This window comes from Mycobacterium sp. UM_11 (assembly GCF_001414075.1).
Taxonomy (GTDB): Bacteria; Actinomycetota; Actinomycetes; order Mycobacteriales; family Mycobacteriaceae; genus Mycobacterium.
Map to the genome: position 1 here is coordinate 1 of NZ_LATC01000004.1, position 23461 is coordinate 23461.

The 23461-nt window shown below is 66.3% G+C and carries 20 protein-coding genes and 2 pseudogenes; 5 read left to right on the top strand and 17 right to left on the bottom strand.

Going from position 1 to position 23461, the window contains the following annotated elements; translation table 11 throughout:
• The 13 genes and pseudogenes from WU80_RS01985 to WU80_RS02045 all read right to left on the bottom strand — a co-directional run.
• Positions 1-259 (bottom strand): annotated as a pseudogene (locus WU80_RS01985) (pyridoxamine 5'-phosphate oxidase); the annotation flags it as partial.
• 45 nt (positions 260-304) lie between these two features.
• Positions 305-772 carry a type II toxin-antitoxin system Phd/YefM family antitoxin gene (locus tag WU80_RS01990; RefSeq protein ID WP_055405696.1) on the bottom strand — a complete coding sequence of 156 codons (468 nt, stop codon included), beginning with the start codon at positions 770-772 and terminating at the stop codon, positions 305-307.
• A 19-nt stretch (positions 773-791) separates the two neighbouring features.
• A complete protein-coding gene (locus WU80_RS01995; protein WP_055405719.1) occupies positions 792-2348 on the bottom strand; it encodes an MlaD family protein in 1557 nt (518 codons plus the stop codon).
• Positions 2342-3517 carry a virulence factor Mce family protein gene (locus WU80_RS02000; protein ID WP_055399329.1) on the bottom strand — a complete coding sequence of 392 codons (1176 nt, stop codon included), beginning with the start codon at positions 3515-3517 and terminating at the stop codon, positions 2342-2344. Before WU80_RS02000 ends, WU80_RS01995 begins: the two co-directional genes overlap by 7 nt.
• Complete coding sequence (locus WU80_RS02005) at positions 3514-5058, bottom strand: virulence factor Mce family protein (RefSeq protein WP_231633713.1); 1545 nt, start codon at positions 5056-5058, stop codon at positions 3514-3516. The genes WU80_RS02000 and WU80_RS02005 overlap by 4 nt, the downstream gene beginning before the upstream one ends.
• An 8-nt stretch (positions 5059-5066) precedes the next feature.
• Positions 5067-6626 carry a virulence factor Mce family protein gene (locus tag WU80_RS02010; protein ID WP_055399325.1) on the bottom strand — a complete coding sequence of 520 codons (1560 nt, stop codon included), beginning with the start codon at positions 6624-6626 and terminating at the stop codon, positions 5067-5069.
• Positions 6623-7663 (bottom strand): virulence factor Mce family protein, encoded by a 1041-nt coding sequence (locus WU80_RS02015; protein WP_055399323.1) that lies wholly within the window; start codon positions 7661-7663, stop codon positions 6623-6625. The genes WU80_RS02010 and WU80_RS02015 overlap by 4 nt, the downstream gene beginning before the upstream one ends.
• Complete coding sequence (locus tag WU80_RS02020) at positions 7660-8976, bottom strand: MCE family protein (RefSeq protein ID WP_055399321.1); 1317 nt, start codon at positions 8974-8976, stop codon at positions 7660-7662. The genes WU80_RS02015 and WU80_RS02020 overlap by 4 nt, the downstream gene beginning before the upstream one ends.
• A 6-nt stretch (positions 8977-8982) precedes the next feature.
• Positions 8983-9855 carry an ABC transporter permease gene (locus WU80_RS02025; RefSeq protein WP_055399319.1) on the bottom strand — a complete coding sequence of 291 codons (873 nt, stop codon included), beginning with the start codon at positions 9853-9855 and terminating at the stop codon, positions 8983-8985.
• A 1-nt stretch (position 9856) separates the two neighbouring features.
• A complete protein-coding gene (locus WU80_RS02030; protein WP_369804363.1) occupies positions 9857-10570 on the bottom strand; it encodes an MlaE family ABC transporter permease in 714 nt (237 codons plus the stop codon).
• A 750-nt stretch (positions 10571-11320) separates the two neighbouring features.
• A complete protein-coding gene (locus WU80_RS02035) occupies positions 11321-11995 on the bottom strand; it encodes a TetR/AcrR family transcriptional regulator (protein WP_231633714.1) in 675 nt (224 codons plus the stop codon).
• Between the two features lie 125 nt (positions 11996-12120).
• Positions 12121-12429, bottom strand: coding sequence for a hypothetical protein (locus tag WU80_RS02040; RefSeq protein WP_055399315.1), 309 nt, complete (start codon positions 12427-12429; stop codon positions 12121-12123).
• A gap of 146 nt (positions 12430-12575) precedes the next feature.
• Complete coding sequence (locus tag WU80_RS02045; RefSeq protein WP_055399313.1) at positions 12576-13910, bottom strand: acyltransferase; 1335 nt, start codon at positions 13908-13910, stop codon at positions 12576-12578.
• A gap of 83 nt (positions 13911-13993) precedes the next feature.
• Between WU80_RS02045 and WU80_RS02050 the strand changes: the two genes are divergently transcribed.
• Positions 13994-14965, top strand: coding sequence for an aldo/keto reductase (locus WU80_RS02050; protein ID WP_055399311.1), 972 nt, complete (start codon positions 13994-13996; stop codon positions 14963-14965).
• A 67-nt stretch (positions 14966-15032) separates the two neighbouring features.
• On the opposite strand, the gene WU80_RS02055 is transcribed toward WU80_RS02050, so the two are convergent.
• The 3 genes from WU80_RS02055 to WU80_RS02065 form a co-directional block, all read right to left on the bottom strand.
• Entirely contained in the window at positions 15033-16136 is a 1104-nt protein-coding gene (locus WU80_RS02055) for an NAD(P)-dependent oxidoreductase (protein WP_055399309.1), read from the bottom strand.
• A 2-nt stretch (positions 16137-16138) separates the two neighbouring features.
• Positions 16139-16657 (bottom strand): nuclear transport factor 2 family protein, encoded by a 519-nt coding sequence (locus WU80_RS02060; protein WP_055399307.1) that lies wholly within the window; start codon positions 16655-16657, stop codon positions 16139-16141.
• Positions 16658-16719: 62 nt separating this feature from the next.
• Positions 16720-17520, bottom strand: a complete 801-nt coding sequence (locus tag WU80_RS02065; RefSeq protein ID WP_055399305.1) for an acyl-CoA thioesterase II — start codon at positions 17518-17520, stop codon at positions 16720-16722.
• A gap of 111 nt (positions 17521-17631) precedes the next feature.
• On the opposite strand from WU80_RS02065, the gene WU80_RS02070 reads away from it, so the two are divergent.
• The 3 genes from WU80_RS02070 (at position 17632) to WU80_RS02080 (ending at position 20187) form a co-directional block, all read left to right on the top strand.
• Entirely contained in the window at positions 17632-17997 is a 366-nt protein-coding gene (locus tag WU80_RS02070) for a DUF1801 domain-containing protein (RefSeq protein ID WP_231633715.1), read from the top strand.
• Between the two features lie 78 nt (positions 17998-18075).
• Positions 18076-19305 carry an acyl-CoA dehydrogenase family protein gene (locus WU80_RS02075; protein ID WP_055399303.1) on the top strand — a complete coding sequence of 410 codons (1230 nt, stop codon included), beginning with the start codon at positions 18076-18078 and terminating at the stop codon, positions 19303-19305.
• Between the two features lie 12 nt (positions 19306-19317).
• Positions 19318-20187, top strand: a complete 870-nt coding sequence (locus WU80_RS02080; protein WP_082459698.1) for a hypothetical protein — start codon at positions 19318-19320, stop codon at positions 20185-20187.
• Between the two features lie 60 nt (positions 20188-20247).
• On the opposite strand, the pseudogene WU80_RS02085 reads toward WU80_RS02080, so the two are convergent.
• Positions 20248-21471 (bottom strand): annotated as a pseudogene (locus tag WU80_RS02085) (cation:proton antiporter); the annotation flags it as partial.
• Between the two features lie 187 nt (positions 21472-21658).
• Here WU80_RS02085 and WU80_RS02090 point away from each other — a divergent pair.
• Positions 21659-23419 (top strand): lycopene cyclase family protein, encoded by a 1761-nt coding sequence (locus WU80_RS02090; RefSeq protein WP_055399354.1) that lies wholly within the window; start codon positions 21659-21661, stop codon positions 23417-23419.
• The last annotated feature ends 42 nt before the right edge of the window (positions 23420-23461 follow it).

A 23461-nucleotide genomic window follows, 5' to 3' on the forward strand; every position in this document is an offset into this window, starting at 1 on the left:
CGCGGGGCGAGGTCGACACGTGCAAGGCGCCTGCTTCGCCGCGAAGGAACCCCGGGGATCCGGTCAACGGCGAAACCCACAGGACGCCGGCGCGGTCGTGCCCGGTCAGCGCGGCGAACCGCTGTGACGCGAGAAATGCGGTGGCTCCCCGGGACAGCGGCGACGAGTCGAGCATGCCCTCGAGCCGCCTGGCCTCGGCTTCCACGCCCGCTCGGCGTTGGGTTGCGATCTCGCCCTCGTGGAAGCCCATCGCCGTCATGTGTGCTGCAACAACGCGGCCACCGCAAAGCTTCCGGCGTTGGCCCTAGGCGACCGACACGATGCGCGCGACCGGCCTGCCGCCGCGCATGACCTCGATCGTCTGGCCCGCCGCGACCTCGTCGAAATAGCGGCCCGCTCGCTTCCGCAGCTCGCCGAGCTCGATCCCCCCGCTGGCGTCCGCCGGGACAGCGGTGGGCTCCGCATCGCCGGCCGACACGATCCGCGCCAGCAACTTGCCGCCGCGCACGACGCTGATCGCCTCCCCGGCCGCCACCCGGTCGAAGCACCGCCCGGCGCGTGTTCGCAGTTCGTCCAACCCGACCCAGCCCCCCGGTGCCCCGGCCCCGACGGATCGGGCTGGAATCGGGGCAACCCTGAAGTCGCCGACGGATACGATCCGCGCCACGAGTTTGCCGCGCCGGACGACGTCGAAGGTCTCGCCCGCGGCGACACGCTCGAGGTAACCGCACGTGTTACTCCGAAGTTGGCCTAGGCCAATCGATTCCCGCATTTCGTTCCGATCCCTTCGCTCACCTGATGGCCGGTGGCGCCAGCATGTCCTGCCAGCCGTCATCGCCGGTCTTTCTCGAGTTTTCGACCCCGTACTTCACGCCGTCGGGGCCCACCAGCTCGCCGCTCTGGGGAAGGTAAACGGCGGGGGGAGGACCGCCCGGGGTGTAGACGCACGGATTCGGTTGCTGCCCATTGCATTCGACGGTCCCCGAGCCCGGCCGCTGTAGTGGGTCGCTGACCGGTGGCGGCGTCCCCGGAACCCGGTCGGCGGGGGCCGGGTTGAGGCCGTTGTTCACCGACGGCGCGGGTATCACCAGCCCCGGTTTCACCGGTTGGTCGCAGCGCGCCGCGGGCGCGGGGCAGGTCACGATCTGGTTGGGGTCGCCGTACCACGGATTGGTGCCCAGCGGAACGTAGGGCTTGGAGTCGCGGCATTCCCGCGGCGTGGCGGCCCGCTTACCGGGCACGTCGACGCACGGCAGGTTGCGCGCGCCACGTACGGCGTTGGCGGGGGTGTCTTGCGGTATCTTGCAATAGGTTCCGGACGGCATCGGCGCCAAACTGGTATCCGCGGGAGACCGCCACTCGGCCGCGGGAAGGAAACCGGTCAGGCACGGCGGGGGCTGATTGATGGTGAGCGAGGTGCCCAGAGAGGCGTATCCCGGGAAAGCCGACGTGACCGTCTGGCCTTCCGATGCGCCCTGCGGATACGCCACCAGCAGCTGCTCGACGCCCTTGTGATAGCGCTTCAGCATGTCGAGCACGATCTCGAGGTTTGCCAGCGTCTGCGGCAGCGACTCCCGCACATCGCCGAACACCTCGTTGACCTGATCGGCGGTCGGCGCCGCCTGGGTCAGAATGCTTTGCACGTGCTGGTCGTTTTCCGCGCTCTCGGCGGCCAGGATGTTCAGGTTGTGCGACCAGCGCTCGATCGAGTCGCTCGAGTCGACCTGACTGTCGATGAGCGGCCCGGAGTTTTGGACGATGTCGTTGATATCGGAGAGGTTGGTCTTGAAGTCACCGGCGATTGCCTGCGTCGCATCGACGAGCCGTTGCAGCGCGGGGCCCAATCCGCCTACGGCTTGGGCGGTTTCGTCGAGCAGCGAGGCGATCTTGTCCTTGGGTAGCACGGCCAGCCCGCGGTTGGCCGCGTCCAGCGCAGGCCCGATCTCGGTGGGCACGGTGCCCTTGGTGATGGTTTGTCCGGGCGAAAAGTATTGGCTCGGATTGCCCGCCGACACCAGGTCGAGGTACTGCTCACCGACCGCGGAAACCGAATGCACGTTCGCCGACGCGTCAACGGGGATCCGGTAGCGGTCGCCGATGCTCATGGTCACCCGCGCGCCGGTCTTGGTCGGCTCGACGTCGGTGACCGTGCCGATGGTTTCACCGCGGTAGGTCACGTTCGAGGTCTTGTACAGACCCCCCGACGCGGGCAGGTCCGCCTTGAGCGTGTACTGGCCGATCCCCATCGCGCTGGGAATCTGCAAGTAGTACCAGCCCAGGGCAACCGCCGTGACCGCGGTCAGGATGGCGAACATGACCAGCTGGCGTTTGATGAAGCGGGTCAGCATTGCCGGTCCGCCCTTTCGACCAGCGGCCCGCCCGGCACGTCGTTGGGGTTCGGGGTGTAGCGGACGTCGGGGATCATCGTCTCGGGGTCGCGGCCCCACGACTGCTCGAGCGCGCGCAGCGCCCCGGAGAACCCGGTCCCGGTGAGGACCGCGTTGTCGACGGCGCTCATGGTCAGGTCGAGGGTCAGCGACAGGTTGAAGTAGTCGCCGCGGAACGCCTTGGGCACGGCGTCAATGTCGAACGGGCGGACGAGGATCAGCTTGAGCGCGCGAATCAGATACGGCGCCCCGCGGCCCAGTTCCCGCAGCGGGCACTGCAGCGACTGCAAATCCTGGTGGATGTCACCCCGCGCGCCGGACAGGTACTGGTCGGCCAGCTGGCTGAGCCGCCCGGTCGCGTCAACCGCGTTGATCAGGAGGTTCTGCTTGTCGGCGAAATGCTTGAGCAGGGGCGGGAATTCGGTGAGGACACGATCCAAGACGTCGGAGCGGGGGCCCACGTACGCCAGCAGCCGGTTGGTGGAATCGATGGCGCGGGTGATGTCCTCGCGTTGCTCGTCGAGTCGGGCGGTGAAGGTGTCCAGCTTGCCGAGGAAGGCGCGGATCTGCTCGGCCCGTCCGTTGACGATGTTGTAGACCTCGTTCTGCAGCACCTCGAGGTTGGGAATACCTCCGCCGCGCAGCACGATCGCCAGGCTGGCCAGCGTCTGTTCCGTCGTGGGGTAGGTGGACGCGTTTTTCAGCGGGATGAGGTCGCCGTCTTTGAGTAGCTCGGGCGACGGGTTGGGTGGCGCCGCCAGCTCCACGTGCTGCGAACCCAGCAGGCTGGTCTGCCCGATCTTGGCGGTCGCGTTCTTGGGTAGCTTGACTTCCTTGCCCAGGCGGAGCGTCAGCGTCGCCACCCAGTTCTTCAACTGGATCGCCCGCACCGTGCCGACGAAGACGTCGGCCACCCGCACCCGGCTGTTGTCGTTGAGGGCCAGGGTGTCGGGCATCTGCACATAGACGGTGTAGGAGCCCGGTCCCGAGCCCGGCCCCCCGGGCATCGGCACGTTGGCGATTCCGTGCCACTTCGCGCACGACGTCAGCGATACGGCAACCGTCAGCACCGCCAGACCCTGCCAGGCCCGGTGCCGGCCGCGGACGGCCAAGGCGCGCAACGCGTTCACGATCCCGGTCCTGTCGATGCGGCCGCCGGTGTCGGCGCCACCGGGCCCGGGACCACGCCGGGTCCCGGCGGCGGTGGCGGGATCGGCACCTGCGGGGCCTGCAGGCCGATCGGTGGCACCACCGGGTTCTCGTCATAGGCGTTCGGCGGTCCGGGCGGGGTCTGCAGCCCGGCCGGCGGGGGCGGGCTGTCCGGGCCGCCCATCAGTTCGCCCAGCGACTCGGGCGTCAACAGGCCACCCGTGATCGGCCCCACCTGCGTGCCCTGCATGCCCGGCGCGACGACCCACCCCGGCTGCGTGTTGCGGTGCGAGAGCGGCGTATCGGGCACCCAGATCCCGGGGACGGTGGTGTCCTTGTAACCGTTCGGCGGGTGCAGCCGCGGCTCGGAGTAGGCGACTTCCTTGGGCAGCACCTCGGCGGTGCTGAACAGGTTCAGCCCGAACGGAAGGTAGTTGAACTTGATCGAATCGAGGATCGGCGCCAGGTATTGCGCGCACAGTTCGGCGGATTCTTGATAACCCAACCGGCTGCCGGCCTGAATCATGCTGCACATGAACTGCATTGGGTTCGCGAAGTTCGGGATCGCGGGGATGGACATCACGGCGCCGTGCGAGGGGTGATAGATCTGGCTGAGGTTCGTCTCCAGCGTCGGCAGGACGTGCAGCGCGGTTTCCAAACCGTTCAGCGGGTCGGGTTGGACCAGCGTGGTGGTCAGGCTGGCGAGGTTGTCGACGTCGTGCGCGAGCACCTCTCGGTTCTTGGTCAGGAATGGGCGCAGGGTGGAGAGCAGGCCGTCGAATTGCTGGATGGCCGTGGACAGGTCGCGATCGGACCCGGTCAACTTGTCGGTGAACCGCGCCAGGTTCGTGTTCAGCGCGACGAACTGCTGGTCGTCTTTGTGCAGGGCGTTGACGAACTGCGCCAGGCTGCGCACCACCGCGAAGAAGTCACCACGGCCCTCGTTCAGCGCGGTCAACGACCGCGACAGGCTGTCCAGCGTGGTGTTGATCTGTTTGCCCTTGCCCGCAAGCCCATCCGCGAACGACTCGATGGCCTCGCCGAACGGGCCCTTGGGTTGCTCGGGCGTCGGCCCGAGTTTGGAGATGATGTTCGCGACGCTGTCGCGCAGTTCGTCCCACTCCGTCGGCACCTGCGTGCGCTCGATCGGGATTACCGCGTTGTCGGCCATCACCGGGCCGCCCTTATACGGAGGCTCCAACTGAATGCTCCGCGACGCCACCAGCGTTGGGTTCACCACGACGGCGGAGGCGTTGGCGGGCACCTTGTACTTGTTGTCGTAGTGGAACGTCACCTTCATCTTGTCGCCGGCCGGTTCGATCTTGTCGACCGAACCGACGCGGACGCCCATGATCTGGACCTTGTCCCCGGAATAGAGCGCGTTCGCCGTTGGGAGGTAAGCGATCACGGTGTTGGTGGTCAGCTTGTGATAGAGCCGAACGCCGATGAATACGGCGACCACGGCCAGCAGCGCCACCAACGTTCCGACGATCGTTCGGGTCCGCGGTTTGTGGATATGCAAGGCGCCGCTCAATTCTGGTTACCTCCCGTGATGCCGCTGCCTCCCGTGCCGCCCGGGTTGATGAACGGGGCGGGCAACTGCTGACCGGGGCCCGGCGGCGCGGGCGGCCCCGGCGGCAGCCCCGGCGCGAACGTCGACGGTGGGGGGGTGGGGCCGGCGGGTTGCAGGTTCTCGGTGCGCGCCCCCGGCGGTGCCTGGGCGGGCAGCGGCACCGGCGTGCCGAGGACGTCCGGCACCGGTTCGCCCGGCCGCCCGGCGATCGGGATTCCCGGGGTCGGTGGCAGCCCGCTCGGGTTCGGCGGCGACGTCGCGACGTCGATCGGCGCGGGGAAACTGCCGCCGAACGGCCCGGCGTTCACCCCCGCGCACGGCAGCGGGTTCCACGGCCGGGGCAGCGAGTCGGCCGGCGGGGTGTACGAACACGCCGTTCCGGGCGGGACGGCCGGTCCCGGATGATCCGGGGTGCCTTCCAGCACCGGGGGCGCGGGCGGCGGTGCCCCGTTGGGGAACCGGGTGCCGTTGGGGTCGGGCCAGCGGAACTCGGGGAGGCCGGCGCTGCGCCAGAAGTCTTCGGGGTCGATACCGCGCTTCTTGAATGCGGCGTCGACGAACGGCTGCAAGATCCAGTACGGCAACAGGTTGGACAGGACGATCTTGAAGTAGGGCCCCGACGCGACGGATTCCCCTAGCGACGCGGCGAATTGGCTGACGTAGGTGAGGGTTTGAGCCAGGTCGTCTTTGCGCTCCACCAGCACATCGCTGATCGCGCGCAGCTGCTCCAGCACGGGGTTGAGGTTCGGGTTGTCGTTGATGAAGCCCTGCACCTCGGCCGAGAAGGCCGAAATGTTCTGCAGCAGTGCGCTGATGGCCTGGCCGCGTTCGTTGAACGCCGCCAGCAGCGTCTTCGCGTTGACCAACAGCCGGTTGATTTGTTCGCTGCGGTCACCGAGCACGCTGGCCACCTGATGGGCCTGCGCGAGGAGGTGCTTGATCTGTTCGTCGCGCTTACCGATGGTGTCGGAGAACCTGGTCAACCCGTCGAGTGCGGCACTGAGGTGGGGGTAGGTCTGATCGACGGTCTGCGACAGGACATTCAGCGACCGCTTGACGGTGTCGACGTCCCAGCCGGTGGCGGCCTTGGTGACGTCGAAGGCCGCGTCGTAGAGCTGATAGGGGGTGGTGCTTTGGCCCAGCGGCAATACCCCACCGGGGCGCAACGCCTGGCCTCCCCGCGGCTCGATCTCGAGCACCTTCTTACCGAGGATCGTGTCGGTCTTGATGGCGAGCCGGCTCTCGGTGCCAATGGTGTTGCCCCCGATGGAGAACTTCAATCGAACGTGGTCGCCATCGATCTCGAGTCCCTCCACCTTGCCGACGTTCACGCCGGAGATGCGCACCTTGTCGCCCTTGTTGAGCTGGCCGGTATCGGTGAACTGCCCGTAGTAGCTCGGGCTGGCGAACATCATCGGGATACTGGTGAAGCTCTGGCCCACGGCGACCACCAGCGCCAGCACGGTGATGCCCATGACGCCGGCCCGGCCGCGGTTGAATTCCGTCAGTGTTCTCATTGCGGCGTGCACCTACCCGTGGGCTGCTGCCAGATCCGGACCGTGCGCACCGGGCCCCCGGGCTGCAGCCCGTTCCACCGGATCGAAAGGTCGCAGAGGTAGAAGTTCACCCAGTCGCCGTAGAGCCCGATGCTGCGTCCGATCAAATTGAGCGCGTTGGGTGTCTTGTGGATCAGATCGCCGAGCTGATCGCGTTGGTCGACGAGCGGTTGTTGAAGGGCCTGCAGGTAGTTGATCGCCTTGTGCAGCAGAGCGCGGTTGTCGGCGAGCAGGTCCGCGACCGTTCCCGCGGCGTTGCTGATGTTCGCGGTGCCGGCGGCGAGCGGGTCGGCGTGGTTCTGCAGGCCGGTGATCAACCGTTCGAAGTTGTCGACGGTCTGGTCGAACTCTTGGCGATGCCTGACGGTGGTGTCGAGCACGACGTTGAGGTTCTTGACCACCTCGCCGATCGCCTGGTCGCGTTCGGCGATGTGGGCGGTCAGCCGCGCGGTCTGGTCCAGGATGTCGTTGATGGTGCCGCCCTGACCCTGAAACACGGTGATGATGGACGACGCGATGGTGTTGACCTTGTCCGGATCGAGCGCGCGGAACAGCGGCTTGAAACCACCGATCAGGGCGTCGAGATCCAGCGCGGGCGAGGTTCGCGACAGCGGGATGAATCCGCCGGGCGGCAAGGTGCGGTCGGCGCCCTCGCCCTCGCCGCGTTTGAGCTCCAGGTAACGGTCGGCGAACAGGTTGAGATAGCGGACCTGCGCGGTAGTCGTCTGGTACAGCGGTATCGAGCGGTCGACGTCGAAGTCCACCATTACCCGCTGGCCGCCATCGATCAGCCGCACCGCCTTGACCTTGCCGATCTCCACCCCGGCGGCGCGGACGAACTGGCCGTCCTTCAAGCCCGTGGCGTTCTTGAACTCCGCGGTATAGCTGTTGGTGCTGTTGAACCGCATCTGAGCGAACACCACGACGATCGACACGGTGATCAGCAGCAGCACCAGCGAGACGATGCCGAGTTTGATGGCGGATCCGGTGATTTTCATGGGTTGATCGTGTTGTCCCCGACTTGGCGGCCCCACACGTACTCGATTGCGTACGGTGAGCCGGTATCCAGGTGGTTGTAGGGCGCGAGGCTGGCGCCGGTGTCGACCACCAGGCTCGGCGCCGGCCACAGGTCATGGGTGATCGCTTGCCAGCAACCCGGCGCGCCCCCCGGCCCGCCGCGGGCGTTCACCTTCGGCAGATTGTCCGGGTACACAAAGGGATTCGGCGCACCGCCGACCAGCCCGGCCAGCGTCAGGAGGCCCATGGTGGCCGCCGTGCCGGCTAAGCCGGGCAGCGTGAGCATGCCACCCAGCCCCGACGTCAGCTCGGTCATGGTGCGCAGCGCGTAACCGTTGCCGCCGCCCGTCGTCGCATAGGCGGCGGGTTCCTCGTCGTAGTAATTCCTGATGGTGCAGAAGAATTCGGGGCTGTAGGTATCGAGCAGCTGGGCGGTGGGCACCAGATCGGCGGCCCCCCGCTGCAGGTAGGGGCCGCCGCGGGCGAAGATGTCTGCGCCGGTGTTGCCCAACCCGGCGGCGGCCAACAACGCGGCATCCAGGTCGGCCTCCTGCCGGTGCAGCGTGCGCGCGGTGACCACCGCGTGGTCCAGGGAGTCGAACAGATCCGGCGCGGCGTTGGCGTAGACGTCGCCCAGGGCGGCGAACTGCCGAATGTCATGCCGGATCTGGGGCATTTGCGGATTGATGTCGTCGAGGATGGCGTTGGCGTTGACGATCGACTGCCCGAACTTGTCTCCCAAGCCGGTAAGCGCCTGCGCGGCCGCGGCCAGCGTGAGGTTGACCTTGACCGGGTCCAGCTTCTCGGTGATCGTGGTGAGCGTCTCGAACAGCGTGTTGAACTCCGTTGTCACCGACCGCGCATCAATCACGTGGTCCGATGTAATGCGTTGAAGGGTAGGGTTTTTCGGGGAAGTCAGCGACACATACTTGTTGCCGAACAACGTGGTCGCCTTGATGTTGGCGTCCACGTTGGCCGGAATCAGCTCGATCCATTTCGGATTCACGTTCATGACAAACTTGGCCGCCGGTACGCCATCACGCTCGGTCTCCGAAATCGTGGCCACCCGGCCGATTTCCACGCCGTTGTAGGTGACCTTCGACCCGGGATCCATCACCAGACCGGCCCTTGGGGCCAACATCGTCAAGCGCGTCACCGGGGACAGCTGGCCCCGAAACTGCAACCACACGAACCCCAGCACCACCGCGGCGACCACCAAGAACGCCAACGCCGCCGTCCGGTACGGCGGGATGCGCTTCGGGTTTTCCTTGGGTCTCGGTGCCGGGGCTGTCATTGGCGGCTACACCGTGAGGTTGAAGTTCGGGGTTTTGCCGTACACCGCCATCGCGGTCAGCACGACCACCACCACGATCGTGATCAGCGACAGCCGCATCGACCGGCCCACCGCTTCGCCAACGCCGACCGGCCCGCCGGTGGCGGTGTAGCCGTAGTAGCAGTGGGTGGTCATCACGACGACCGCGACCAGGATCACCTCCGCGAACGACCAGCCCACGTCGTTGAGGCGCAGGAAGGTGTGGAAGTAGTGGTTGTAGGTGCCGATCGACTGCCCGTACAGCAGCACGGTGGTGACCTGCTGGGACAGGAACGCCATGGTCATCGCCAACCCGTAGAGCGGGATGATGACGATCAGACCCGCCAGCACCCGGGTGGACGCCAGAAAGGGGATCGAGCGGATGCTCATCACCTCGAGCGCATCGATCTCCTCGCTGATGCGCATGGCGCCCAGTTCGGCGGTGGCGCCGGCCCCGACGGTGGCCGCCAGCGCCTGACCCGCGGCGACCGGCGCCACAAACCGCACATTGACCAGCGCGGCCAGGAATCCGGTGAACGCCTCGACGCCGATGTTGCCCAGCGTCGCGTACCCCTGGATGGCGACCAGGGAGCCCGCGGACAGGGTGATGAAGCCGACGATGGCGGCGGTGCCGCCGACGACGGCCATCGCGCCGGTGCCCATGCCCATCTGGGCGACCATTCGTAGCAGTTCTTTGCGGTAACGATGCAGGGCGAAGGGAATCTGCCCGACCGCGCTCAGGGCGAACCAGACCATTTGCCCGATCTCGACCAGCACCCGGTCCGGGGCTTCCGCGTAGCGGGTTACGGCGGCCCGCGGAAAATGGAGATGCCGTGCGGGAACACCGGTGGTCGCGGTCATTTCATCGCCCCGTTCCGAATCGGACACCGATGGTGGTCAGCGCCGCGTTGACCGCGAAGAGCGCGATGAAGCAGAGCACCACCGTCTCGTTGACGGCAGTGCCCAATCCCTTGGACCCGCCGCGGACGATCAGCCCGCGATAGCAGCCGACCAGGCCGGCGATCAGGCCGAACGTCGCGGCCTTGATGAACGCGATCACCACCTCGGGCAAGCCGGTGAGCGCGGTCAGCGTGGAGAGGTACGCGCCGCTCGAGACGTTCTGCAGGTACACGCTGAACAGGTAGCCGCCGCCCAGGCCGACGGCGACCACGAGGCCGTTGAGCAGCACCGCCACGAGTGTCGAGGCGACGACGCGGGGGACCACCAGCCGGTGGATCGGGTCGATGCCGAGCACCTCCAGGGCGTCGATCTCCTCGCGGATCGTGCGCGCGCCGAGGTCGGCGCAGATTGCGGTGCCGCCCGCGCCGGCGACCACCAACACCGTCACGATCGGGCCGAGCTGGGTGACCGCGCCGATCGCGGCACCGGCACCGGATACGTCGGCGGCGCCGATCTCCGCCAGCAGGAGGTTGAGCGTGAAGATCAGCAGCACGGTTTCCGGGATCGACACCGCGATGGTGGGCAGCAGCGAGACCCGCATGAGAAACCAGCCATTCCAGATGAACTCACGCCACTCGAACGGCTGCCTCAGCGCCTTTCCGGTCAGCACGCACATGCGGAAGAACCCGCCGGCCACCTCGGTGCCCGGCCGTATCCGGCTAACGACTTTGCTGCTAGACAGGTGTGCGCTAGTCATCGCGCCGCCCTGGAACCGACCACGCGACCAGGCGCGAGATCTCGGCGCTGCGTCCCGTGCGCGTTACACGTCGTCGCGGAGCCGCCCGAGCCGCGCCCGTTTGAGGATCCGCAGATCGGGTGAGCGCGCCGCGAAACGCGATGCGCTAGAAACCCTCTGGAAGCGTCTGGAGACGACGATCGCACTCGGCTTCTTCGCCCCATGTTGCGATGCCCGCAATCCCACTCCCGGGTTATCACCTTGTTCGCGAAGCCGCTCGACCAGATGGTCCCCGAATCGGCACTCTGGCGCCGCGCCCTCCGGCTCCACGCCGCCCTCATTTGCGCCACGCAGCAACTATCGCATTAGACCGTACGGTCAGTCAATAACGCCAGGAATCGTCGGAGTTTCGTGTTCGCGACCCATGGGCAAACTTCCAGCCGGGCTTCCGCGAATTAGGCTCGTAACAGGCGTCTTTAAGGGTTCTAACGCGACGGCGGTAGATGATTGGGGTGGTTCCGCGAAAACGAGGACAAGTGAAGTCTCGCCGGATAAACTGACCGGGCGTACAGCGACGGATCGCGCGCGCCTCGTCGCGGTTAACGGCCATCGGCCCGGGCGGCTCAGCGCTTCAGCGCGGGTCCGGTTGAGCAGTTGCCGCCATGCGCAACGGATTTCGTCGCGTGGCGGTCAATCCGACCGTTCCGCGACCGCGGCTAGGCATTCACGCACGACGGAGACGACGTCAGCGGAAGGGCTGGCCCAGGTGCTGAGCCCCAGCCGGTCGAGTAGCAGTCCACCGAGGAACACATCGACGAAGGCGGCCCCCACCTGTTCGGGCGAACGTGCGCCGGCGGGATCAAACCACACCCACATCCACTGCAGCGATCCCCACAGCTGCAGCGCGGCCAGTTCGACGTCGACGCTTCGGAAAACACCGCACTCTATGCCCGTTCGGATCTCGTCAATCGCCAGTGTTTGCAACTGATCACGCAACTTACGCACTTGCTGCATCGCCGGGTCATCCGACAGCTGAACCACCTCGCGCTGGCTCGCTACCGTGGCATCGCGCGCGGTCACTTGCAGGAGAGCGGAGGCGTAAATGATTGCCGCGATGCGTTCGTGGGGCGCGGCCAGGCGGGCCCATGCCATCTGCAGCACGTCGAGTTGCCCGGCCAGGTGGCTCTCTTCGAGCTCGCGCAACATCTGCGCTTTGGTTCCGAAGTGATGGACAATGGTGCCCTTCGACATGCCGAGCTCGTCAGCGATGTCGCCCATATTCGTTCTGTCGTAGCCACGTTCGGCGACGTAGCGGACAAACGCGTCGAAAATCTCGCTGCGTCTACCAGGCGATCGGGGCATCATCCACCCTTCGCTAGACTAACCGTACGAACGGTCCATCATAAGCTTCGCCGTGTCAAGATCCCGTTAGCCGTGCCGCCGTTCGGCCGTCACGCGGCGACCCGGGAACTGTGCGATCCGCTGGGAGCCTAAAGCGCCCTGCGGCCGGCGAACCGGTCCGGCGCCGTGATGACATATGTGTTCGCCCCGGGCGCCGCCTTGATCTCGCCGGCGGCGTACACGGTCATGAGCTCTTGACCGTCGCTGTCGGCGACGCACACATAAGTGTCCGTCTCGGCGTCGTAGTCGAAGCTGTCCCAAGCCAATACGAACGCCAAGCAGTTGCCGTCGCGGTCTGCGATGACGAGCTTGTGAACCCCGGACTCCTTCAACAGCTCGGCATCTTGAGCGCGCCGCTGAGGGATCTGGTTGTCCTGGACCGTGAGGCTGTTTAACATATGGCTGCTCCCTCTCCGTCGGACCCGGGCTCGGATCCTTAGACGGTCCGCGCCTGGCCGAAACGTTTCTCCCGGAATACGGCCCCGACCAGGGCACTAGGGCCTCTCTCGGGGGGCCGTAAGTCGCTAACCCACGGCAGCGTGCCTCAGGCGCTGGGGCGCCCCTGCGAGCGGTAGCCGGTCAACGGCGACAGAGTCCTGGGACGCACCGCGACCAAGAGCACGCCGGCGGCAAAGAGGGTCGCGGCCGGCCACGAGAATCGCCCGTCCGGGGCGAAGCCGCCCTGCGCCAAGAAGTGCAGGCCGACCGCGGCCAGGACTGCGCCGGTCAGCATGGTCGCCTCGGCCCAGCGATCGCCGAGCGGCAGGCCGAACGTGGGCAGCGGAACCGCGAAGAACCGCCGCTGCCACCACAGCAGCAGCAGTTCGACCGCTGTGACCACGCTGAGGATGGTGATCCATTCCAGCCGGACCAGCCACCACGCCACGGAACCCTCGGATGGCTGCGGAATCAGCCCGGCCGGGTAAGCGATGATCGCGACGATGACGACCGGCACCATGTGCCAAAGGTAGAGAGCCATGACGTTGGCGTTGGCGGTGGACAACACCCGCTGCACCGGGCCGTGGCGCAGGACCCCTTCGAGTGTCGCCGCCAATGCCATCGCCAGCCCAGCCTGGGCGCAGGCGAACGCCATCATCGCCACCGTGGGGGGCGTCGTGTTCTCGATCGGCTCGCCGGGAACCCCGATCATGCTGACCGGATACGGCCCCACCCGGATCAGCAGCGCCAGAGCAACGGCCGAACCGGCCGCGAGCAACACCGGCCTGCGCCCGGCCAACAGCCCACCGTGCCAAGCGATCCCGAGCTGGTAGAGCAGGCCCCAGCAGATCAGGTAATTCAGCCAGCCGACGTAGGGGACGTGACCGGCGAGCGAAACGGCGTCGACGAGTACCACACCCGCGGCCAGCGCCGCCGGCACCCTGAGCCCCCAACGTCCGTGTGCCGCAACGGCAATCGGGGTCAGCGACACCACCAGCACATATACGGCGAGGAACCACAGGTGCATGGCCACCGCCCAACCTGCGTATTCCAGCACCGTGCCCGACACGTTGCGGACCTGAAGAACCACCACGAGCGCCGAAACCAGCGCGACGTAGACCGTGGTTGGTCCGAGCACCCGCGCCAGTCGATGCCGAATCCAGGCCTGCCGGGAGAAGCTGTCGGCGCCGCGGCGGTGTGCCCACGACACCGCACCGGCGTAGCCGGCCACGAAGAAGAACACCGGAACCGCCTGGAATATCCAGGTCAGCCATTGCGTCCAGGGCATGTCGAGCAGCGGGTTCTCGCGGCCGAATTGCCCGTCGTGATAGGTCACCGAACCGGCCAGCCAGTGGCCGAGCACGATGAGAACCACGCCCGAGGCGCGGTAGAAGTCCACCGCCAGATTGCGGGCCGGTCGCGCGGTTTCTACGTCGTCCATCGGATCGCGGCAACATCGATGCGGTGCACTCGCGCAACGGTACCCGCCCCGTGGCGTGCAGTCGCGAAGCGCACAATGACTCCATGAAACAAGCGCGCCTCGCGAACCTGGAGGTCGGTCGCCTCGGCTTGGGCGCGATGGGCATGTCCGTCGCCTACGCCGGCGCCGGCACCGACGACGCCGAGTCGATCCGTACCGTTCATCGCGCGATCGACCTGGGCGTCACGCTGATCGACACCGCCGAGGTCTACGGCCCCTACGTCAACGAGGAATTGGTCGCACGCGCCCTGCAGGGCCGGCGGGACCGGGTGGTGTTGGCCACCAAGTTCGGCCTGATTTCCCACACCGGCCGCAACGGCTTGGACAGCAGCCCCGCCAACATCCGGATAGCGGTGGAGGGCTCGCTGCAACGATTGGGCACCGATCGCATCGACCTCTACTATCAGCACCGCCTCGACCGCGAGACCCCGATCGAAGACACCGTCGGCGCGTTGGCCGAACTGGTCACCGCCGGGAAGATCCGGCACATCGGCCTGTCGGAGGTCGGCGTGAACACGATTCGCCGCGCACACGCGGTGCACCCCATCACCGCGGTGCAGTCGGAATACTCGCTATGGACGCGCGACCAGGAAGACCAGATCCTGCCACTGCTGCGCGAATTGGGGATCGGGTTCGTGCCCTACTCGCCGTTGGGTCGCGGCTTTCTCACCGGCGCCATCCGCTCCACCGAGGGGCTGCCCGACAGCGACTACCGCAAGACCAATCCACGGTTCTTCAAGGAGAACTTCCAGCACAACCTACAGAGCGCGGACGAATTGCGGAGCATCAGCGCTGACGTCGGCGCCACTCCCTCTCAGGTCGCGCTGGCTTGGCTGTTGGCAAAAGGTCCCGACATCGTGCCGATTCCGGGAACCAAGCGGGTGTCGCGCCTGGAGGAGAACGTCGGCGCCGACGCCGTCGAGCTGACACCGGACCAACTGTCCCGGCTTGACCGGATCACCCCACCCAAGGGTGGCCACCATGCCGAGGCGCAGATGCAATGGATCGACCGTTGACGGGCGCGCGCGAGAAGTAGGTGCAGGGCGCGCGTGGTGGCACGAGCCATGTTGCGAGACAGGATGATTAGCGATCGGCGCCCGCCAGCGCCGCCGCGCCGTACTTCTTCTCGATCAGCCCCCACGGGTCGGCGTAGGGGCCGCGTCCCTCCAGCCGGCGCTGCACCGCCAGCGCCGCGCGCACGACGGGCCGCAGCACGGGACTCAGCAGCCGCAACACGATCCGCCTGCGGCCCTGCGTCCCGGCGATCCAGTCCAGGGTCTGGGACCAATCGTGCTCCTGGAAGTCGAGCAGCGCCTGCGCTTCGGTGGTGTCGTACCAGCCGGTGAAGCTCCAGCCGCGGTCGTCGCCCGGGTCGCCGGGCAGCAAGGCGGAGGGGCCGAGCGGGCCCAGGCCGGCGGCCCTCATCAGGTCGTCCTGGAGCGCGTGCTGCAGGAGCACGTACGTCTCGTTGCCCCCGATGAGCAAAACCTTGCCGGAAATGGCCGCCCCGCGATCGACGCCGTTGGCGAACGCCAGCGCTACATCACGCGCATCGACCATGTGTATGCGGTTATCGCTCGGGATCGACCGCATCAGGATCAGGTAGTCACCATTGATGCCGGCCTGAGTGTCCGGCGAGATGACGCCCGCCAGCCGGAAGAGCGCGTACGGCAGGCCGCTGGCGCGGATCGCCGCTTCGGCAAGCACCTTGTCTTCACCGTATTGATCGATCGGATTTACCGGGGTGTCCGGGGTGATCCGTTCCGGTTGGCGATAGGGGTTGCGCGAGCCGTAGACGGCGGCGCTGGACGCCATCAGGAACAGCGGCGGATCGGGGAGCGCGGCGCAGGCCGCCAAGAGATTCTCGGTACCGCCGACGTTGACCCGGCGGGACAACGCCGGGTTGCGGTACGACGGTGGGGAGACGATGGCGGCCAGGTGGATGACCGCCCCGGGCCGATGGGTCTCGATGAGCCCGCGCACCGCTTCGGCGTCCAGCAGGTCGGTATAGGCGGGGATCAGCGTCCCGGAATGCCCGCCGGCGGCCAATTCTTTCTCCACCGCGACGGTGTTGTCGTTGCGCAGATCCATCGCGATCACGGTGCACCCGCGATCGAGCAGGATCTGCGTGCAACGCTTGCCAACCAGTCCGAACGCGCCGGTGACCAAAACGGTGGCGATTGTCATGGTCACTGTCCCATCAGTCGCCCGGCGGCCTTGCCGATCGCCGCGCGAAGCCGTGGGGAGACGTAGATCGAGAACAGGGGAGTCACGATGTCCTCGCGGAGCCGAGTCAGCTTGGAACTCTTGATAACCCACCGGCCGGCGACGTTTTCGTAGGTCTCGTGGTAGTGGCCGTAGCCGACCAGGGTGACCCCCGGACCGAAACGGACGACGTCTTGCAGGGCCCATATTCCGCGTGCGGTCGTCGCGGAGGTGACCTCGATTTCGGGGGCGTGCACCTGGTGGGCGGTGGGCTGCGTCGGCCGGCCGAGGGCCCGGCGGGTGAACGCGACGAAGTCGTCGGCACCGGCGATCACCTTGCCGCCCGCTTCGGAGGTGTCGCTGACGAAGTCGTCGGAGAAGATCGTTCGCCACGCCGCCCAGTCCTTGGCGTCCAGGTAGCGGCAGTAACGGGCCTTGAGCTGCTTGATGGATTCGATCGCCGGCAGCGTGTCGGCGACCAGCGTTTGCGCGCGCTCTGTCATAGCGGCTCGATTCTTTCCGTAAGCGTTGCGGCGTGACGTTTCACTGCCGAAGTGTAAACCGGTCAGCTTTTGTAGTAGACGACCTGATGCGTGGTGGCCAACAGCACGCCATGCCGGGCCCACACCTGCGCGCTCTGGTCGAAGTAGCCGCGGCTGAAGCGGTTGGCGTGCGCGGTGCACAGGACGAAGTCGTCGCCCACGGAGTCGAGTTCGTGCTGATCGGCGTGAAAGTACGTCGTCAACGAGATCGTCCCGGATGGGACGAAGCCGCCGCGCCGCAGGAAGACCCGCGGGTAGAAGGCGTCCGATAGCGCGGCCAACACCGGGTAGTCGACGGGGCGTTGCGCGGCGTCGCGCACCCATAGGGTGGAGGTCGACGTCGGGCTCGGTTGCCCGTCCTTGCCGGGCATCGAACCCTCGACATACCGCATGTCGTAGAGGCTCGTCCAGCGCACCAGGCCGGGATCGGTGGGAGCGATCTCGTCGGGGTCCGGAGCGGTCGGCGGGCGCAGCTCCGTGTCGGCCCAGCCGTCGCGGCGAATGGCGAACAGCGCGGTCGCCGTGGTCTTGACGTCACCGTCCTGGCTGAGTTCGGCGATCCAGTGCTGGTTGGTCCGGTTGGTGCGCGCGGCCCGCAAGGAGATGTCGAAGTCGCCGTCGGCGATGGGGGCGGCGTAGTTGACGGTCAGCGCCAGCGGCTCGCCGATGCGGTCTGGGTGCGATTGGACGGCGTGCAGCATGATGGCTGCGGTGATTCCGCCGAAGGGCCCCACCATGTTGGCCCATTCCGGATGGGTCCGCCCGCGCCTGGTGCTCGCGTCGATCGTTTGGAGCCTGATGGCGTCGTCGAAGGGATGTGTCATGAGTCGAACGCAGATTACCGGCGCCGGACACCGCGTCTCGCCGCGGGCCGCGCGATCAACGTCCGTGATATACCGTCCGGCGAGCGACAACCTCTGCGAAAGGACGGAACCGTGACGAAGACTCCCGCCGAGCTGATCGACGCCAGGATCTCGGAGCTCGGGGATTGGCGCGGTGAAATGCTTTCCCGCATCAGGGAACTCGTCAAGGAAGCCGAACCCGACGTGGTGGAGGAGTGGAAGTGGCGCGGCGTCCCGGTCTGGTATCGCGACGGGATGATCTGCACCGGCGAGACCTACAAGAACGTGGTGAAGATGACCTTCGCCAAGGGCGCCTCGCTGCAGGATCCCAAGGGTTTGTTCAACTCCAGCCTGGAAGGCAACACCCGGCGCGCGATCGATTTTCACGAGGGCGACCAGGTCGACGAGGAGGCCCTGAAGGCGCTGATCCGCGCCGCCGTGGAGCTGAACCGGTCATAGGCGCCGATCTGTACAGCGGCGGCGGCGGTGCTGTACAGTCGCCCAGCACGCGGTCGACGCTCGAATGAGAGGCCATCGGTGACTTCCGAGTCGGTCGAACAGTTCCGGAGCCGGGCCAGGGCCTGGCTGGCCGAGAACCTGCCGCGGCTGGATTCCGGGAACGCGATGGTCCTGCAGCGCGACGAAATGACGTCCTGGCGACGCGCCCGCGACCTGCAAAAGAAGCTGTACGACGGCGGATTCGCCGGCATCTGCTTCCCGCGCGAGTACGGCGGGCTGGGCCTGAGCTACGAATACAAGAAGGCGTTCGACGCCGAGGCGCTGGCCTATGAGACCCCCCTCATGCTCAACGTGCCCTCCTTCGCCATTTGCTGCGCAACGATCCTCGACATGGGCAGCGAGGAGCAGAAACGCAGCCATATCGCGGCCGCGCTTCGCGGTGACGAAGTGTTGGTGCAGCTGCTGTCCGAACCCAGCGGGGGATCGGATCTCGCGGGCGTGCTGACCCGCGCCGACCGGCGCGACGGCCACTGGATCATCAACGGCGCCAAGACCTGGAGCACGTGGGCGTTCGCCGCCGACTACGGCCTGTGCCTGGCCCGGACCGATTGGAACGCGCCCAAACACGAAGGCCTGACGATGTTTCTGATGCCGCTGCGGCATCCCGGCGTCACGATCAACCGCATCAAACAGGTCAACGGCTCCGTGGAGTTCTGCGAGGAGTTCTTCGACGACGTCGAACTCGGAGACGACGCCGTCGTGGGTGAACCGGGGAAGGGGTGGGACGTCGCGTCGCGCCAGCTCTACCACGAGCGCCGCACGATGGGGGACGGATCGGAATACACCAGCGGGCCGGGAATCGCCGAGGCCCAGGATGTTTCGGTTGACCTGCTGGACCTGGTGGGCAGGGTGAACCGGTCCAACAGCGAGCGGGTCCGCGAGCGGGTGGGCCGTGCCCTGGTCCACCGGGCGGTGCACGGGCAGCTCAGCGAGCACGTCTTCCACGCCGTGGCCAATGGTTCGCTGCCGCCCGCCGCCGGTTCGATCATCCGGCTGTGCATGGCCGAGGTGCACGACGTCGAAACCGACACCGCGTTGGCCGTCGCCGGCCCTGCCGCCGCGGTCGATGACGAGGCGGGGCTGCTCGACGTCGGCACCCGCTACCTCGGCCGTCAGATCGCCAGCATCGGCGGGGGAACCACGGAGATGGCGCGCAACGTGATCGGCGAGCGGGTGCTGAACTTTCCGCGCGAGTACGCCGCCGACCGCGGCGTGCCCTTCAACCAGGTGCGGCACGGAAAAGCCTGAAGGAGGCCGGAATTGAGTGACCAGCTTCGTGACATCCGGGAGTTGGCAGGAGACTCCGATGCCTACCGGGACGAACTGTACCGGCGCTGGACGGGGCTGCTCAGCTACCGCTACATCGGCCGCAAACACTCCTCGATGGACCTCGGCGAGGTCGACGACACCGTCACCATTCGCCGCGACATGCGCAACGAGGCCGGCGGAATCATGGTGGCGCCGTTGGCCATTTCCTCCCCGGAGGGATGCCAGACGGACATGGTCGCGGTGCCCAACCCGGTGATCGCGTCGGTGCAGATCATCGACCCCGGCTATGACGTCAAGCGGGTCGAGATCGTCGGCTCCGGCATCGTGCATCAGGGCCGCACCATGGGCTACGGACGGTGCAAGATCGTCGACGCCGACAACCCGGACCGGGTCATCGCCTTCAACGAGGGCCAGGGAGCGATCATCGGCATCCCGCCGGAAGGCCTGGGCCGCATGGACGTTTCGGGCACGGAATTGGTAATCGAGGACTCGCCGGATCTGCCGCCGTTGTGGCAGGCGTTCGGGGCCAGCAGGCGTAGCGATGGCCACTGGGTGCTGCCCGAGCTCAGCACCGAACTCGCATCCCCGGATGCCGCGCTGCACATCGGCCCCCAGCACGTCGTCCTAGAAACGGCGGCTATCGATCTCGCCGCCGGCGTCGCCGGGACCCGAAAGCTCCAAGTGGTCAGCTGGCACGTCATGTTCATGTCGCGCGGCAAGGTGGGCCCCTTCCGCGTGGAAGGAGTCGCGCACCGCGGCGGGCCCGGCCGTGTCGGCGTGCGCATGTTGCTGCACGACGAGGGGAACGCCGATAAGGCCGTCACCTCCGCCGCCGCGGTCTTCGACATCGTGGGTTCCTAACCGCCCGGTGGCTACCTCGCTCGCCCGGTGCCGCCCATAGACGAATTCGAATATCGGCGTGGCCATCAGGGTCGTCACTACGGCGACCAAAACCAAGATGCTGAACAGTGTTGGGGTGATGATGCCGGCCTGAAGCCCGATATTGAGCAGGATGAGTTCGATCAAGCCGCGGGCGTTCATCAATGAACCCAGGGCGACCGATTCACGAAGAGGGACTTTCCTCAGCCACGCGACGAATGAGCACGAAACTCCCTTTCCGATGATCGACAGCAGGAGCATTCCCACCGTCACTGCCCACAGTTTCGGGCTGTTGACCAGGCCGATCTGGGTATTCAGCCCCGAGTAGACGAAGAACAGCGGCAGCAACAACGTGGTCACCAGCGGCTCGAGCCTGGCAGTGAGTTGCTGGGCGAAGAAGCCGGATGGCATTGCCGCGCCCAGAACGAACGCGCCGAATATCGCATAGATGCCGATGGCGTCGGTGAACCATGCGCACGTCATGAGCAACACGAGCACCGCACTGAACGTTGGCGCGCTGACCGCGTTCCGGCGTTCGGATCTCGCGCCGAGGACGGCCAGGGCCTTGCGCCCGATCGTCAGGAGCAATGCCGTGTACAACATGCCACCGACTATTGCCGTGGCGGCGGTGCTGGGATCGCCTCGATGGATGGCGAGCACAACGGCCAGGATGCACCAGGAGAGGGCGTCGTCGATCGCACCGCAGATCAGGGCGAGCGTACCTAGCGGCGTTCCGGACAGCCGCTGTTCGAAAATGATTCGCGCGAGCATCGGAAACGCGGTGGTTGCGATCGACGCGCCCAAGAACATCATCGCCAAGGGCAGCGAGACACCTTTTCCGAACAAGATTCCGCTGTTCAGCAGCGGCAAGGCGACAATCGCTCCCAGCGCAAGCGGTGTGAGGATCCCCGCGGCCGATACGGCCGCCGCGGTGCCGGCGCGATGTTTGATCAGCTTGACGTCGAAGCCGAGCCCAACGAGGAACATGTAAAGAACCAGGCCGATCTGCGCCGCGGTGTAGAGCACCGTGTTCGCCTGCCCGGGTGGAAAGAGATCGTGCTGCACGCCGGGAGCGACCCGGCCCAGGAGCGAGGGGCCCAAAAGTACGCCGGCAATCATCTCGCCGACGACTTGGGGCTGCCCCAAGCGTTGCGCGACCAGCCCGACGAGCCGGCATGTCCCGAGAATGACCGCCAGCTCAAGGAAAAAATGTACGGCGGTTGCTGCAGGCATGGTGAGGTCCTGAGTGTCTGTGGTCGGCTTCATCCCGGCAGGCGGGTCGACGAGCGGTTGAGATCGGCTTTGCCGCAGCGCATCTGGCCTCACACTTGTCGGCGGCCCGCCAAGTCGACACCGTGTGCTTCCAGGCTTGCGAGAGTCCTCATTTCGTGTAACGTACTTAACTATTAAGTAACTTAATTTCCCTGGGTTTGCAAGAGGTGGACGGGTGGACGTGCGCGCGCAACTGTCGCAGTTGAGCCCCGAGGCGCGCGAGACCCTCGCGCGAAGGCTCAAGGCCCGCTTGGATGCCGACAACGTTCACCCTGATCACGACGTCGCCATCGTCGGTGGTGGTGTGGCGGGACTGACCCTGGCGCTCGAGATTCGCACCGCCAGGCCCCGCACGCGAGTCGCCGTCATCTCACCCGCCTCGCACCCAGTGCCTGAGATCACCCACACCGTCGGCGAGTCGACGGTCGAGGTTTCCGCCCACTATCTGCGCGAACGCATTGGTTTGGCCGACCACTTGCAGACCTCGCAGATTCGCAAGATGGGCTTGCGAATGTTTTTCTCCCACGGCGGAAACACCGATATCACCGAGCGGCTGGAACTGGGCAGTTCCTCCTTCATCCCTCAGGTGACATATCAGATCGACCGCGGCCGGCTGGAGAACGAGCTCTACCGACGCTGCTGCGCGGCGGGTGTCGACATTCGGCGGGGGCGGGCGGTGTCGGTCGAGTCCGGCGCTGGGGGACACCCGCACACCGTTTCCATCCAGAGCGGTGACATCATCACGCGAACGACGACGCGTTGGCTGGTGGATTCATCCGGACGAAATCGTGCGCTGGCCCGCCAACTGGGTTTGCGGCGCGCCAACGAACACAACTGCAATGCGGTGTGGTTGCGTGTCACCGCCGAAATCGACATCGGCCGGTGGAGCGATGACCCGGCCTGGCAGACCCGCATCACCGAGGGCGATCGTGCGCTGTCCACGAATCACTTGATGGGGGAGGGCTACTGGGTTTGGCTGATCCGGCTCGCGTCCGGATCCACGAGCGTCGGCATCGTCGCCGACCCGGCGTTTCACCAGTTCGACCGATTCAACACGCTCGCCAAGGCCCGCTCGTGGCTCGACGAGTACGAGCCGCAGTGCGCGGCAGTCCTGGCGGAACACGAACACCTGATCAAGGACTTCAGGGTGATGAAAAACTACAGTCACGGCGCCACCAAGGTGTACGACGGCCGCGACCGTTGGTGTCTCACCGGAGATTCGGGGATTTTTCTGGACCCGTTGTACTCGTCGGGGCTGGACCTCGTGGCGATCGGTAACGGCCTCATCACCGACATGATCGTCCGGGAACTCGACGGTGAGGATGTCGTCGCGCGGTCGGGAATCAGCGACTCGTTATTCCGATCCCTCACCGACATGTGGCTCGCCGTGTATTGCGATCAGTACACGCTGATGGGCTCGCCGGCCGTGATGTCCGCCAAGGTGATCTGGGATATCGCCTTCTACTGGGGCTTCGTCGGCTTGCTCTACAGCAATGGACGATTCGTCACCGTCGCCGACGATCCACAGGTCGTCCCGCACCTGGAAGGCTTGATCAAGCTCAGCAACCGTACGCAAAGGTTCTTCCGAGAATGGGCCGCAATCGAGAGCGCGCGCCCGTCGGCTGGGTTCGTGGATTTGTATTCACCGTTCAACTTCATGGTTAGCCTGCACACCGCGATGATCGGAGAAAGTCCGGACTTCACCGCGCAGTTTGAGGCCAACACCCGCCTGTTACACCAGCTGGCGGGCCAACTCGTGGAGACGGTGGTTTCGGAAAAGTGTGACCGGTTCTCCGAAGACGGTGTCATGCAGCAGGTGCAGGCGTGGCAACGCGACTCTCTGCTGCGGGAACTGCGCTCCATCTACCGCCGCGAGCAGGAAATCAATCCGGTCAGCCGAGGGTGGATTCTCGGCGCCGCACCCGTACTAGAAGCACGTTGACCCAAGAACGATTCGCACACGACCCGGTTCTCGCGGTTGAGG

Excerpts from the sequence above, each read along its gene's own strand:
- WU80_RS01990 (WP_055405696.1), bottom strand. The coding sequence starts at position 772 with ATGCGGGAATCGATTGGCCTAGGCCAACTTCGGAGTAACACGTGCGGT.
- WU80_RS01995 (WP_055405719.1), bottom strand. The coding sequence starts at position 2,348 with ATGCTGACCCGCTTCATCAAACGCCAGCTGGTCATGTTCGCCATCCTG.
- WU80_RS02010 (WP_055399325.1), bottom strand. The coding sequence starts at position 6,626 with ATGAGAACACTGACGGAATTCAACCGCGGCCGGGCCGGCGTCATGGGC.
- WU80_RS02015 (WP_055399323.1), bottom strand. The coding sequence starts at position 7,663 with ATGAAAATCACCGGATCCGCCATCAAACTCGGCATCGTCTCGCTGGTG.
- WU80_RS02020 (WP_055399321.1), bottom strand. The coding sequence starts at position 8,976 with ATGACAGCCCCGGCACCGAGACCCAAGGAAAACCCGAAGCGCATCCCG.
- WU80_RS02025 (WP_055399319.1), bottom strand. The coding sequence starts at position 9,855 with ATGACCGCGACCACCGGTGTTCCCGCACGGCATCTCCATTTTCCGCGG.
- WU80_RS02030 (WP_369804363.1), bottom strand. The coding sequence starts at position 10,570 with ATGTGCGTGCTGACCGGAAAGGCGCTGAGGCAGCCGTTCGAGTGGCGT.
- WU80_RS02035 (WP_231633714.1), bottom strand. The coding sequence starts at position 11,995 with ATGATGCCCCGATCGCCTGGTAGACGCAGCGAGATTTTCGACGCGTTT.
- WU80_RS02040 (WP_055399315.1), bottom strand. The coding sequence starts at position 12,429 with ATGTTAAACAGCCTCACGGTCCAGGACAACCAGATCCCTCAGCGGCGC.
- WU80_RS02045 (WP_055399313.1), bottom strand. The coding sequence starts at position 13,910 with ATGGACGACGTAGAAACCGCGCGACCGGCCCGCAATCTGGCGGTGGAC.
- WU80_RS02050 (WP_055399311.1), top strand. The coding sequence starts at position 13,994 with ATGAAACAAGCGCGCCTCGCGAACCTGGAGGTCGGTCGCCTCGGCTTG.
- WU80_RS02055 (WP_055399309.1), bottom strand. The coding sequence starts at position 16,136 with ATGACAATCGCCACCGTTTTGGTCACCGGCGCGTTCGGACTGGTTGGC.
- WU80_RS02060 (WP_055399307.1), bottom strand. The coding sequence starts at position 16,657 with ATGACAGAGCGCGCGCAAACGCTGGTCGCCGACACGCTGCCGGCGATC.
- WU80_RS02065 (WP_055399305.1), bottom strand. The coding sequence starts at position 17,520 with ATGACACATCCCTTCGACGACGCCATCAGGCTCCAAACGATCGACGCG.